We start from the raw sequence: 13,796 nt of genomic DNA on the forward strand, positions 1-13,796 counted from the left end.
AACAGACAACGGAACCGGAGGAAACCCAGGAGGCGGAACGGGAACAGACAACGGAACCGGAGGAAATCCAGGAGGCGGAACGGGAACAGACAACGGAACCGGAGGAAACCCAGGAGGCGGAACGGGAACAGACAACGGAACCGGAGGAAATCCAGGAGGCGGAACGGGAACAGACAACGGAACCGGAGGAAACCCAGGAGGCGGAACGGGAACAGACAACGGTAAAGTTACTGAAAGTACAACGAATCAAGTAGTACATCAAAAAGCAGAAGTATTAACAAAAAATATATCTAGTGTATTAATAAAAGAAGCAGTAGATACAGTCGAAAGTTATCAAGGTTTAATGAGCCTTTACGAAATGTATTATGGGATTGATTTAAGAACGAAAGATGTAGGTCCTAAGTTAGAAGAGGGAAGTTTAGATGCAATTGCGACGGATCAATCTTTGTACTACGTATTAAATAAACAAAGTTTAATTGATTTAATTTCAAATCTTGTTTCATCAAGTATTACTACAGAAATAAAGCAAGATATGTCAGGTTTAAAACAAAAAATAAACTCTTATCAACAATCTATTACTAGTGCGGATCAAAATTCTATGCTACTAGCGGAGAAATTAAATGGAACGACGCAACAAGCAACTAGTATGAATGAAAATTTAGGAGAGTATTTAAAAGGTTTAGCGAAATGGCGTGAGAATAGCTTAAAGCTAGTTGAAGAGCAGCAAGTATTAACAACAAATCATGCTGGTGAGCAAACAGCTATTTTATCGTTAGATTCTGGTATTAAATCATTAATGATGCAAAGTCAGTCATTGGTCGAAAGTTCGAAGCATAGTTTAGCAACTTCAGACGATGTATATAAAACATTTGATCAAATTAATGGACAAGCAAAAGAAATTCAAGACAGCGGAACGACAATTGTTTCAAAAGCTGATTTATTATTAAATGACTTTACGAAGAAAATGGAAGATGATAAATCATTCTCCAAAAACTTTACGAAAATTTTAGCGAATAGCCGTATTGGAGATCGTCAAAATGAGATGCTATATGACTTTTTAGCTAGTCCAGTTCAAAAGCAAAATGATGGAGTAATTGTAGCAGGAAATGCTTTTACACCATACTTAATTGTATTAACTTGTTTCATTGTTGCATTATTTACAGCATACGCAATTGCGAATCAAGAAAAGAAACGAATGCAATCAGATCATTTTGAAGAGAAATTCTCATTAATTGATATGAATGTACCAACTACAGTAGTAGCTTTCGGTATATCAATTGTGGAAGGGATTAGTATAGGTATCATTTCTGGGCGTCTTTTAAAGTTCGGTCAGGATCAAAGTTTACTATGGATTGCGTTCATCACATTTATTATGATGGCGTTTGTATTGGTCTCAACCTACTTATTACGACAAATAAAAATGGTAGGAATGTTTATACTATTAGTATTTTTAAGCATGTACCTATTTTTAACTGAGGCAGTTGGAAGTAAAGTAGATCAAATGTCGTCTGTCGGAAAGATACGTCAATTCTCACCGCTTCAGTATATAGAAAGTTTTCTAAATGATTTTATTAGTGGTAAAGATACTGGGAAAGTTATTTTTGTCGTATTGTTTGTAATTGCCATTATTGGATTGGTTAGTAATCTATTTGTATGGCATAAGAAATGGGAGGAAAAAGAAGTAAATGATCAAACAATGGAGCATAGTGGCTAAGTTATCATTTCTCTCTATCCTTTTACTGTTTGTCGCGCTACCGATAAGGAGCGCGGCTGACAGTTATCTTGGTGATGATGGGAAGATTAAGTTTAAAGTGGATCGACTTGAAGAAAGCGACCAAGAAAAAAATAAAAAGGAACATAAGGAAACAGAATTAGATAAAGCATCGATTGAGTTATTTAACAAAGATATAGAAGAAGAAATTGAGAAAAAGAAAAAGAAAGAACAAAAAGATATGGAAGCTTTGCGAGATTCTCTTTTTACAAAACCAAAAGAGAATAATAGTGTTAAAGATACGAAAAATAGTTTGTTTAGCAGTGAATACATTGTCAGAAAAAGTGCAGATGAAGTAGCGAGTAATGAAACAATGAATGAAGAGCCAATTAGTATAACAATAATATTATTATTTGGCGGCGGCATTCTACTTATTTGCATCGGTATTTATACGGTTCTTCGTAAAAGTTGGAGGTAAAGCGATGGCAATACAAACACATATCAATGTGACAGTAGATTTTAGTAAATGGAATGGAAATACATATGATTTGCGTATTCCGAATCATCAATCTATTAAATATTTATTAAAAAACTTATTAGATACGCTAAAGATTGATAATCATGAAGGTTCACATTTTGTAATTAAAGTGAAAAATAAGTCAATTGTTTTAACAGATAATGATCGTTTAATTGATCACCAAATAACAGATGGAGATATTTTGCAAGTTTTATAAAGAATATTTTTTACTTTTAGTTATTTGAAAATAAGTTATTACGGGTTATAAAGAAAAGGAGAAGAGGATAAACATGACGGAAAAAATAATTCAAATTGATGCAATGAACTATCAATTTCAAATAGAAAAAGAAAATTGGAAATTGGAGATGACCAAATCTCAAACACGTATAAAAGACTTCCGTCAATTCGATATAATTACGGGCGAATCATCTGAATTTGTACCATTAACAATAGAAGAAACGGATGATATGTTTACGTTTCTATATCAAGTAGATAAAAAATTATATAAGTGGGACGATCTTAGCCGTTTTGGAAGAAATGAGAAATTAAGACTACTTCGGAATGTTGCGCAGTTTCGTAAATATTTAAATAAACGAATCACGTTCTTTTTACATCCAGACAATATAGTTTTTAATGCTAATTTAATACCAAGTATTATACATAGAGGAATTCGAGATATTGTTCCGCCAACCCCGTTATTAGAAGAGCAATTTTTAACACAATATAAGTGTCTAATTATTGCTTTATTCTCCCAAAAACATAACTTTGATGATTTGTATGCTGGGTTACTAAAAGATGCAAAAGAAACAACATTTGAACAGACCGTTGCTCAAATGGAAAGCTTAGATGCATTACTGCAGTTTCTTGATGACAGCTTTGAGAAGGAACAAACAAAAACAGAAAAAAATATGCAGTTAGTACCTAAAAAAAGCTACAAATCATTTAAATACTTAGCTTTTTCCTTCATAGCGGCGACAGTTATTTTAGCTGCTCCTTTAATATATTTCACTTTTATAAAATTTCCTTATCAAAATAAATTGTTAGAAGCAAATGCAAGTTTCATAGCAACTGATTATGACAAAGTCATTACGCAATTGAATGAAGAGGAGTTTGAATCATTACCGATTGCATCTAAATATGAGTTAGCATTTGCATACATTACAGCTGAAAAACTAGGTGAAGCTCAAAAGAAATCGATTATGAAAAATATTAGTTTGAAAAGTGATGAAAAGTATTTGCTGTATTGGATGTATAACGGAAAAGGTAATTTTGATAAATCATTAGATTTAGCTAAGACACTTGATGATCCTCAGCTTATTATGTACGGCCTTGTTAAACAAATTGAATCACTGAAAAATAATCCGGATTTATCAGGGGAAGAACGTGATCAAAAGTTAAAAACATATGAGCAACAATTAGATGAATATAAAAAGAAATATGGCAATTCATCAAACGATAAAAATTTGTCGGACACAGAGAAAAAAGAGTAAGCACTTGATGAGACAGTTGAAAAGGAGCAGTGAACACGGATGGAGCAACTATTAGTATTGACTTATGGAGACAAGATATATAAGTGCACATTACATCCAAATGAGCAATCAATAGTGTCGATTGGAAAAGAGTGGACAAATGATATTACGAATCCAAGTTTAGAACAAGAAGTAGAGTTAAAGTGGAATAATGAAGTAAATGCTTGGATGGTACAGGATCAATTAATAGAATTCAATAAGGAAATTGAGATTGGGAAAACAAGAGATGTGAGCTTGAAAATCTTTATATCTATTGTTGGCACAACTAAAGTGTTTGATATTGGAACGAAACATTCTCTTACAGTGAGTCAAAACGATTACGATGATATTTCTATTACCGGGACTAGTGTAGATTTAATGCTATCTCGCGAAACGTTGTACGATTCTTTTAAAGTGAACGTGTATGGCGGGGATGTATTTCATAATTATACGAAGTTAAAAGATAGCGTTATGTTGGAATCAGGAGACGTATTATATTTTGATGGTATTTTATTGGAGATTGGTAGTGAAGACATTCAAGTACTTTCTTCAGAAGATAAAGTGAAATCTGCGTTACCTATTTTAGTAGAATCAGAAACGAATTATCAAAGTGGTTATCCAGACTATCATCGTTCACCACGTATTATTTACCGTGAACCAGAAGAGAAAATGACAATTGCAAAGCCTTCAAGTATGCCATCAAAACCAACGGAGCATTTAGCAAGAATCATTGCACCTTCACTTGTCATGATTGTCGTAACTGTATTACTTGCTATTTTCATGAAATATGGAATGTTTATTATCGCATCGATTGCGATGACATTAGTAACAATCATTGTTTCTGTCACATCGTATATTAAAAATTTGAAGCAATATAAAGTCGACATTGTTGAACGAGATAAAAGCTATAGAGAGTATATAAAACAAAAAACGAAAGATTTACATGCAGAAAGTGAAAAACAGCGTCACGCATTACATTATCACAATCCAAATGTAGAAGTAATACGTAATATGGCAGTTCAAGTAAATCCTCGAATTTATGAAAAAACAATGTTACATCATGATTTCTTAACATTTAGCGTTGGAACAGGACAAGCTAATACGAGTTTTGAAATTCAATTTAATGAAGAAGAATTTAGTCAAACGAAAGATGAATTAATCGATATAGCACGTGAACTAAGACAGCGTTATCTATCATTGGAAGATGTACCAGTTGTAACAGATTTAATGAATGGACCAGTCGGTTATATTGGCCAACGCTCTTTAGTGTTAGAGCAATTACAATTATTAGTTGCACAAACGGCTTTATTCCATAGTTATTATGACTTGCAGTTTATTACTATTTTTCCGGAAGAAGAAAAAGAAAAATGGGATTGGATGCGCTGGTTACCTCACGGAAGTGTTCGCGATATAAATGTACGTGGATTTGTATACCATGATCGTAGCCGTGATCAAGTGTTAAATAGTTTGTATCAAATATTGAAAGAACGAAAATTAAAACTAGATGAAAAAAGTTCAACGAATGAAAAAATGTACTTTGCACCGCACTATGTCGTTCTCATTACAGATGAAAAACTAATATTAGACCATGTTGTTATGGAATTTTTTAATGATGATCCGAGTCAATTAGGTGTATCACTTGTATTTGTACAAGATGTTATGCAAAGTTTACCGGAGCATGTGAAAACGGTAATAGATATAAGAGATGCAAAACAAGGGAACATCATCTTAGAGCAAGGAGAGCTTGTTAACCGTCAATTTAAACTAAATCACGTACCGAAAGGGTTCAATTTAGAAGATATTTCACGGGCATTAGCACCATTAAATCATTTGCAAAACTTAAAAAATAGTATTCCAGAAAGCGTAACATTTTTAGAAATGTACGGCGTTGAAAAAGTAAAAGAACTGAATATCACAAGTCGTTGGGAGAAAAATGCAGCGCATAAATCTTTAGCTGTACCACTTGGATTACGTGGTAAAGAAGATATCGTAAACTTAAACTTACACGAAAAAGCACACGGACCACACGGATTAATAGCAGGTACAACAGGTTCAGGTAAATCGGAAATTATACAATCGTATATTTTATCTCTAGCAGTCAATTTCCATCCTTACGAAGTAGCCTTTCTACTCATTGACTATAAAGGCGGCGGTATGGCGAATTTATTCAAAAACTTACCACATTTATTAGGAACAATTACGAACTTAGATGGAGCACAAAGTATGAGAGCGCTCGCATCAATTAAAGCTGAATTACAAAAAAGACAACGATTATTTGGCGAAAATGATGTAAACCATATTAATCAGTATCAAAAACTGTATAAAGAAGGCTTAGTAAGTGAACCGATGCCACATCTATTTTTAATTAGTGATGAATTCGCGGAACTGAAGTCAGAACAACCAGAATTTATGAAAGAGTTAGTTTCAACAGCGCGTATCGGTCGTTCACTCGGAATTCATTTAATATTAGCTACGCAAAAACCAAGTGGTGTTGTAGATGATCAAATTTGGAGTAACTCGAAATTCAAACTAGCATTAAAAGTTCAAAATACGTCAGATAGTAATGAAATTTTAAAAACACCGGATGCTGCTGAAATTACATTACCAGGACGTGCTTACTTACAAGTTGGGAATAATGAAATTTATGAACTATTCCAATCAGCTTGGAGCGGAGCAGACTATGTAGAAAATAAAGAGGATAAAGAACATTTAGATGCAACAATCTATGCAATAAATGATCTAGGACAATATGAAATATTAAGTGAAGACTTAAGTGGACTTGGTAGCAGTAAAGAAGTAATAAGCGTACCATCTGAACTGGATGCTGTTATTGACTACATTCACGATTACGCAGAAATAAATGAAATTGAAGCATTAGCAAGACCGTGGTTACCACCACTTCCAGAAAGCGTATATTTACAAGACTTACATGCTATTCAGTTCAAAGAAGCATGGACGAAAGAAAAGAAACCATTACAAGCAACAGTTGGCCTACTAGATCAGCCTGAATTACAATCACAAACACCATTAACACTAGATATTAGTAAAGACGGACACGTAGCGGTCTTCTCAAGTCCAGGCTACGGAAAATCAACATTCTTACAATCAGTCATTATGGATGTAGCTCGTCAGCATAGTCCGGAGCATTTGCATGTGTATTTAGTGGACCTTGGAACAAATGGTCTTCTACCTTTGAAAGGATTACCTCATGTAGCGGATACGATTACGATTGACGAATCTGAAAAATGTTTAAAGTTTGTTGAAAGATTAACTCAAGAAATGAAAAATCGTAAACGATTATTAAGTGAATATGACGTTGCAAATATTGAAATGTATGAAAAGGCAAGTGGGAAAGAAATACCACATATTATTATTGCGATCGACAATTATGATGCAGTAAAAGAAGCGAAGTTCTATGAAAGCTTTGAAATGCTAATTATGCAAATTGTTCGAGATGGTGCAAGTTTAGGAATTCATACCTTAATTAGTGCAGGGCGACAAAATGCACTTAGAATTCAATTGTACAATAATATTAAAATCCAAACTTGCCTATATATGATTGATCAAAGTGAAGTAGCTAGTATTGTAGGGAGATCTGATATAAAAGTGGAAGAAACAGTAGGAAGAGCGTTAATAAAACTAGAATCTCCTACATTATTCCAGGTTGCATTGCCTACGAAAGCAGAAGATGAATTACAGCAAATTCAATTATTACAACAAGAAGCAAATGATATGGACCGAGAATGGGATGGAGAACGTCCGAAGGCAATTCCAATGATGCCAGAAATTATTGATATTGCTACTTATCGTAAAAATAAAGACGTTACAAAAGCTCTACAAGCAGCAAGAATTCCAATGGGGCTTGATTTTGCAAACGTAGAAGTTGTAGCTCATGATATTGCAGTGAATGATCATTTAATGATTTATAGTGTAGATGATAGTATGAGAAAACAAATTGTATCTAGCATCCTATCTCAATTGAATAAAGATTATTTTGAAAGTGTGACGTTAGTGGATACAGCAGAGTATAGTTTCGTTCAATATAAAGATAATGTGACGCACTACATTGTAGACGAAAATGAAATCAATATGCATGCGAAGTATTGGATGGAAGTAATTCGCGAACGAGCTCTTGAATTAGCGCAAGCAAGACAAGAAGGTAGAGAAATTCCTGCATTCACAAAACAACTCATTATCATGACAAATGTTGAAGAGTTTAGTAAATTTGTTTATTTAGAAATGGAGGATGCAGCAACTTTAATTGATCTATCTCGTACAGTAGGCATTTACTTTGTATTAGCAGGTCACCACGACTACATGGACCGAAATCGTGAAGCTCTACCTATGAAAATGAGAAGTAAGCTAACAGCAGCAATTATCGCAATGCCATTAAATGATCAAAGTATCTTCAATATAAAATATATAAGCAACGAAGCACCATTAGGTAAAGATGAAGTGTATTACTATCAAAAAGGGAACATAATGAAACTAAAAATGCCTAGAGTAACTAACGAGGTGACAGTATGAAATTAAAGAAGAAAGCTAAGGTGATGATAGTCGTGTCAATAGTGGCAAGTTTATTAAGTGGGTGTGGTTTTGGAGAGACAAAGATAGAGTATGAGAGATTAGTAAAGGCGTTGGATGAAGGGGATATGAAGACTGTTATGTCTGCTAGTGATGATGGGTATGCGTATGTGAAAGAAGAGGTTAGCGATAGTACTTATGAAGAAAAAGAAGACGGTGAACATAGTAGGATAATATATCAAACAACTCATGGAGTATATAATGTGAAAGATAAAGATTTATATGGGGAAACAACTCAAAAGGTTGCTACTGATATAAAAAATGACAAAAACGTTGGTGACAATCAAAATTACAAAAAAGAAACTGTTTATAGTACAATTTTAAAAAATGAAAAATCCCGTTTAATACCCCAGAATCAAGGCATAGATATTTCATATGTAAAATTAATATTTGGAGGGTTAAACGGACTGAGTAAATTGAAGCCAAGTGAGGATAAAAAAAGATTTAGTGAACCGAGCATAATAAGCTATAATTTAACGGAATTACAGTTTAAAAGCATAATTAATGATAAGTTAAATTTAAAATATGATAAATTTGATTCTGCAGTATTAATGATTGAATTTAATACACCTAATGATGCAAAAGAAAATAATATGAGAATAATGGAAATTACTATTTCGGTAAATTATGAAGAAAAACAAGAGAATAAAATTATAAAGCGAAATCAAGAAATTTCGACATATTATCATGCTAGGGAAGAAAATAATCAAAATTCCAAAAAAGAATATATAGATTATGAAAAGGAGTATATAAATCAGCAATAATTTATATTAGGAGGAGTTTAATGTGGGGAGAGAAATGAAAAATGAAGAGGACTTTAAAATAGATAGCGATGTAGGTAAGCTGAGGTTAGCTGGTAGAGATATTTATCAATATAATGGGAAAGAGAAAATATATAGTAATTCAAATGAAAAGACAAATCAGAGGGAATTAGAGAAAAATTTTAATGCTGAGCTTATAGCTGATGATGATAACCATCCAACATCAGGGTTTGGAGCATATGCCTTACGAAGTAAAGATACGGATGAGATTTTGATAGTATACGTTGGAACTCAACCGAATCAGGTAGGCGATTTAGCAACCGATGGAGCAATTGGGCTACATAATTTAACTAATTCACCTATATTGGGGTCATTAGCGGAATTTCAGTATAGTCAAGCAGAAAAATTTTATGAAAAAGTCAAGGCGAAGAATAAAGGAAAGAAGATAACTTTACTAGGGCACTCCTTAGGTGGCGGAGCAGCGAATACAGTTGCATTAAGACATCAAGAAGATAATATAAACGTATTAGCTTTAAATCCTGCGCCTGTTTTAAATAAAGATGTGGTTAAGTACGGATACGGGACCAATATGAAAAATTGCCGCAGTCTTATAAATGAATATGATCCTTTGTATGGCGCCATTAAGGCCGCAGATTTTGTAATACCTGGACAGGTTTATAAAATGGAAAATGGGGAAGGGCATTCTTTTTTATATGATCCAAAATTTTATTCTAGGAATGGGAATGTAGCAATAGATAAATTGAAAAAGGTTAGCGAAACAGGATTTGATTGGAAATTTGGTTTTTTAGAAATATCAGAATCTGCTGGGGACCTATATAAAGGAATCACTGGAAAAAAAACATTAAGTACAACAGAAGAAGTTGTAGTGGATTTAGTGGTAAATGGAACCCCAGTCAGTGCAATTCTAGTTGCAATAACAGTAGTGGGAGATACTAGTGCTCTAGCAACAAAAATAGCAAGTATAGGTGTAGAAACAGGAAAAAAAGCTTTGAAATTTAGTAAGGAAGTTATACAAGAAGTTAGAAATCAGGTGAATGCGGCTGTGGATTGGATAGAGAATAAATTAGCAAAATGTAAGGAAAAGGTACTTGAAGTGTTAGAATCAGTATTTAACGCAGCTGTAGATTTTTTAGTAGGATGCATCATTCTTTATTTATCCCGTGATGAAATTATAGCAATTGCAAAAGAAGTAGCATCTTCTCTTGTTCAAGATATTTTAGATGTATTTAAAGGTGACTTTGAAATTGATACAAATATTGCTTCAATTGCTGGAGATTATGTAAGAAGCCATCGCCAATCATTATTAAACTATTTTATGAATGATGGTAGTAGAGGATTAAATCGTTCATTATTAGTAGAGATTTCCAGAGATGTGAACGAACTTTCAAATGATTTAAAAGAGTTAAGTCAAGATGTAACAGATGCGGTAATTTCTATGATAGCAAAAGATGAAGAGTTAGCTTCGGTTTCCTATTATTGATAAATGTTAAGGAAGGGGGTATGAGGATGGATTTACATATGATAATGTCGAGGGTTCATAGTACATTTCCGGACAGTGGTGGGCGAGATCAAATTATTAACGTTGTTATGCAACTTGAAAAAGCAGCTGTATCTTTGACAGGAGATATTAGAAGATTAGAAAGTAGTATTGATAATAGTTTGCAAGGTAAAACACGTGATGCTTTTATTGATCGTATCCGCCAATTAGAAAAAAGGCGACAAAAAATAGAAGAGAAAATTATCGTATTAAAAGGATCGGTGAATTAATATGAAAGATTATATGGAGAAAGTTTTGCCTTTAGGAAGTGTAGTGAGGTTGAGTACTGAGGAAGAAAAAGATGTAGAGTATGTAATTACTACAAGAGGAATACTTCTCGATGAAGACACTTTCTATGATTATGGTGGGGTATTACACCCAGTAGGATTGACGGCAGAGACATATAAATTATTCAATGACTTTGATATTTTAGAAGTAAAATTTGAAGGATATAAAAATTCTATTGAAGGAAAATTTGCTCATAATTTTAAAATATGGCGAAATGAATTTGTAAAAACGATAAAGAACAAGGCTGAAAATAATAAGTAACAATTATTAATAAAACAAGGGCTATAATATATTTAGAAATAAATAGACTTTCCTCTTCCAACATGGAAAGAGGAAAGTCTATTTTTGATTGAATAAGAATCTAAATATCTAGTATTACGTGGGAACAACATGAAAAAGAACGTCAAGAATTTATAGCGAATAGAAAAAGAATAAAATAAAAGTTGAAATAACATTTGTAAATAATAGTCATAGACTGTTTTTTATGGTGGAAATCTATTTGTGAAGAAATAAATCATTTTATCCTATACGATGAAAATGGGATATTTCGGTATTTTTATAGTTAGGAAAAAGTTATTCTAAAAGGAGTAAGTTGGGGGAATCATAGACGCAAGAAAAAGAAACCGAAACAAATAAGAAAGGAAGCTGTTCAGATAAAACCGATAGTAGAAGAAAAACCACTAAAGAAGAGTAGCAACAAGTTAGTTGATATTCTCCTAGGTATTCTTCTTTTCCAAATTTTTATATGGGCTGTCTTGGAAGGTTCTACAACACAAGTAAGCAAAGGGAAGACGTTCCTTATTATCGTTTTCTTTCTCTTAATTGCAATAGGGTTATCTATGATAGGAAACAAATAAGGGGGAGTTCAGATGTTTAAGAAGAAGGAGAAAAAAACATTTACGTTAGACTGGTAAACACACAAGGGGAAATCATTCGAGAGTTTAATTGTACAGAAAAAGACTTGCGAAAAGTAAAAGAAAATGGTGCTGAAATTCGTTTGGTTAGAGATAAGTCATATGAGATGGTAGCAACCGATGAACAACTAGAACAACTAGCAAGAGCTGAAGCAGAAATCGAAGCGGAAATTAAGGCATGGGAAGATGCTTTAAATGAGAGTTTGGATGAACGCGAAGAAAGAGAAGCGAGACAGAAGGAATTGAAAGAAAAGAATAAATGGAGTACAAAGAAGAAAGTAATCGTATTTGGACTGATACCCTTTGTATTTATTGGATTACCTATTATCGAAGGGTATCAAAATAGTAAATTAGTTGAAGAAGGTACATCATTACATGCAGAAATTGTAGGTAGGCATGTAGAGAAGGAATTCATGTTTACACACCCCACATTAGTAGTTGAGGTAGATGGTAAAAAGCATAAAGTATGGGTAAGTGAAGAGACATATAACGGAGCAGAGTGGTTAGGTAGACTAAAAGTCATCAAAACAAAAGATGGTAAAGTTGAGAAAGACCCTAGATATGAGGGTGAAGACTTAATTACGAGTTATTAAGCAGTAGGTTTTTAATGTTCGCTCCTCAAATTAAACAACATTATTATTTGCAAAAATCGAATCCATTAAAATAAAAAACAAATTTTAAATAACTGTAATAACCTCCTAGCATATTGTCGATGGGAGGTTATCACCTTTCTGAAGATAAAAATAAAGAGCTATATTATCTCGATACAATTGTGATGACAGTAACGTTTTTACTAAGTGAGTGGAGTTTCAGGGAGTATGAGGGATATGCTTAAGTGAAAGAGAGAAGAATATTTAGAGCTTTTGAGGAGAAAGAAGGCTATTTGAACTATCAAAAGCATTCTGATTATGTACGGTAATTAATGTAGAGATAATATTATCTGAATATAGTTACGCAAAGATGAATGTACTTAAAAAGTTAGGAATGTAATGGGATGTTATTGAATGAAAATTATTTAAGCTGTATAGAGGTGAAACGTCAGGATGTGGAATATAAAAGAAGAAGATTTAGATAAGTTTAGGATGACATGTAATGATCGTTTAAGTCCTGAGGGTGCTACAGGATTTATGTTTGGAGGAATACTTTATAGTTCAATAGCCGTCTTTTCTATTATTGTATCAGGTGATTGGGATTACTGTATGGTTCTCCTTAATATAGGAATTGTTAAGCTGGAAGTGTTGTTATATGCTCTGCAAGTAATTTTTTTCATTTTATATTTATTTCCAAAAGCTCAATTTAAATTTCAAAAGCTACAAACACTTGTCGTATTATTATACGCACTTCAAATGGCTACTATATTACTTACAGTTTTAGTTGTTTCTGAAATAGCTAATAATTCAATGGATCGTATTACGTTGAATTATGTATGTTTGCTATATTTAGGAGCAGTAATTTTTCATATTGTAACAACAATAGATACATTTAAATTGGCAAGTGAAGGTGCGTTTAGTATGGATGAAAGATCCGTATCCTTTTTTAGTAAAACAAAAGGAACTATGATGAAAGTTGCTTCAATATACGCATTAATCATTCTTATTTTGATTTATTTTCATAATGATTATGCGTTTGATACTTTTATTGGATATGTAATAGGAACTGTTTTAATGTATACGATAGCAATCGGTGCAGCTGAATTTCAGCTATTAGCATATTGCAGATTTAAATTTCCATCATTTAATAAAACGTGGGAGCAACATAAAAGAGAGACTCCAAGATATCGAAAGAAAAATAAAAAAGGTAAATCGAAACGTAAGGCATAAAGAAAGTGCGTATTGTAAGTTTTGATGATAGAAAAGTAATTATTTACAGGAGAGTATTTTAACTTCTAAAAGAAAATTTAATTATGTAAGGTGATTAAAGTGATTAGAAGGTTATCTGATCGAAAATGTAGAGTG

At 32.9% G+C, this 13,796-nt stretch carries 10 protein-coding genes and 3 pseudogenes; all 13 read left to right on the forward strand.

Annotated elements, in window-relative coordinates; all coding sequences use genetic code 11:
- Positions 1-1,714, forward strand: a pseudogene (locus HMPREF1014_RS10480) (type VII secretion protein EsaA); the annotation flags it as partial.
- Positions 1,686-2,189 carry a type VII secretion protein EssA gene (gene essA, locus HMPREF1014_RS10485; RefSeq protein ID WP_000595655.1) on the forward strand — a complete coding sequence of 168 codons (504 nt, stop codon included), beginning with the start codon at positions 1,686-1,688 and terminating at the stop codon, positions 2,187-2,189. The pseudogene HMPREF1014_RS10480 and the gene essA, both read left to right, overlap by 29 nt.
- Positions 2,190-2,193: 4 nt before the next feature.
- A complete protein-coding gene (locus tag HMPREF1014_RS10490) occupies positions 2,194-2,445 on the forward strand; it encodes an EsaB/YukD family protein (protein ID WP_001007571.1) in 252 nt (83 codons plus the stop codon).
- A 73-nt stretch (positions 2,446-2,518) separates the two neighbouring features.
- Entirely contained in the window at positions 2,519-3,718 is a 1,200-nt protein-coding gene (essB, locus tag HMPREF1014_RS10495; protein ID WP_000136611.1) for a type VII secretion protein EssB, read from the forward strand.
- Positions 3,719-3,757: 39 nt separating this feature from the next.
- A pseudogene (locus tag HMPREF1014_RS32580) lies at positions 3,758-4,039 on the forward strand (FtsK/SpoIIIE N-terminal domain-containing protein); the annotation flags it as partial.
- Positions 4,034-8,263, forward strand: a pseudogene (gene essC / locus HMPREF1014_RS10500) (type VII secretion protein EssC); the annotation flags it as partial. The pseudogenes HMPREF1014_RS32580 and essC, both read left to right, overlap by 6 nt.
- The gene (locus HMPREF1014_RS10505; RefSeq protein ID WP_000768475.1) at positions 8,260-9,084 is read left to right on the forward strand and encodes a DUF3952 domain-containing protein; all 825 of its coding nucleotides are present in this window, start codon (positions 8,260-8,262) and stop codon (positions 9,082-9,084) included. The pseudogene essC and the gene HMPREF1014_RS10505, both read left to right, overlap by 4 nt.
- Positions 9,085-9,118: 34 nt before the next feature.
- Entirely contained in the window at positions 9,119-10,582 is a 1,464-nt protein-coding gene (locus HMPREF1014_RS10510; protein ID WP_043307434.1) for an alpha/beta hydrolase family protein, read from the forward strand.
- Between the two features lie 26 nt (positions 10,583-10,608).
- The gene (locus HMPREF1014_RS10515) at positions 10,609-10,869 is read left to right on the forward strand and encodes a hypothetical protein (RefSeq protein ID WP_000363091.1); all 261 of its coding nucleotides are present in this window, start codon (positions 10,609-10,611) and stop codon (positions 10,867-10,869) included.
- A 1-nt stretch (position 10,870) separates the two neighbouring features.
- Positions 10,871-11,188 (forward strand): DUF4176 domain-containing protein, encoded by a 318-nt coding sequence (locus HMPREF1014_RS10520; protein ID WP_000656387.1) that lies wholly within the window; start codon positions 10,871-10,873, stop codon positions 11,186-11,188.
- A 314-nt stretch (positions 11,189-11,502) separates the two neighbouring features.
- Positions 11,503-11,784, forward strand: a complete 282-nt coding sequence (locus HMPREF1014_RS29840; RefSeq protein ID WP_074595851.1) for a hypothetical protein — start codon at positions 11,503-11,505, stop codon at positions 11,782-11,784.
- Positions 11,785-11,888: 104 nt separating this feature from the next.
- The gene (locus tag HMPREF1014_RS10525; protein ID WP_009326853.1) at positions 11,889-12,434 is read left to right on the forward strand and encodes a hypothetical protein; all 546 of its coding nucleotides are present in this window, start codon (positions 11,889-11,891) and stop codon (positions 12,432-12,434) included.
- Between the two features lie 450 nt (positions 12,435-12,884).
- The gene (locus HMPREF1014_RS10530) at positions 12,885-13,661 is read left to right on the forward strand and encodes a hypothetical protein (RefSeq protein ID WP_000267127.1); all 777 of its coding nucleotides are present in this window, start codon (positions 12,885-12,887) and stop codon (positions 13,659-13,661) included.
- Positions 13,662-13,796: the final 135 nt, after the last annotated feature.

The organism is Bacillus sp. 7_6_55CFAA_CT2 (genome assembly GCF_000238655.1).
Lineage (GTDB): Bacteria > Bacillota > Bacilli > Bacillales > Bacillaceae_G > Bacillus_A > Bacillus_A cereus.

Coding starts and splice junctions, on each gene's coding strand:
- HMPREF1014_RS10515 (WP_000363091.1), top strand. CDS start 10,609: ATGGATTTACATATGATAATGTCGAGGGTTCATAGTACATTTCCGGAC.
- HMPREF1014_RS10505 (WP_000768475.1), top strand. CDS start 8,260: ATGAAATTAAAGAAGAAAGCTAAGGTGATGATAGTCGTGTCAATAGTG.
- essB (WP_000136611.1), top strand. CDS start 2,519: ATGACGGAAAAAATAATTCAAATTGATGCAATGAACTATCAATTTCAA.
- essA (WP_000595655.1), top strand. CDS start 1,686: ATGATCAAACAATGGAGCATAGTGGCTAAGTTATCATTTCTCTCTATC.
- HMPREF1014_RS10490 (WP_001007571.1), top strand. CDS start 2,194: ATGGCAATACAAACACATATCAATGTGACAGTAGATTTTAGTAAATGG.
- HMPREF1014_RS10530 (WP_000267127.1), top strand. CDS start 12,885: ATGTGGAATATAAAAGAAGAAGATTTAGATAAGTTTAGGATGACATGT.
- HMPREF1014_RS10510 (WP_043307434.1), top strand. CDS start 9,119: ATGAAAAATGAAGAGGACTTTAAAATAGATAGCGATGTAGGTAAGCTG.
- HMPREF1014_RS10520 (WP_000656387.1), top strand. CDS start 10,871: ATGAAAGATTATATGGAGAAAGTTTTGCCTTTAGGAAGTGTAGTGAGG.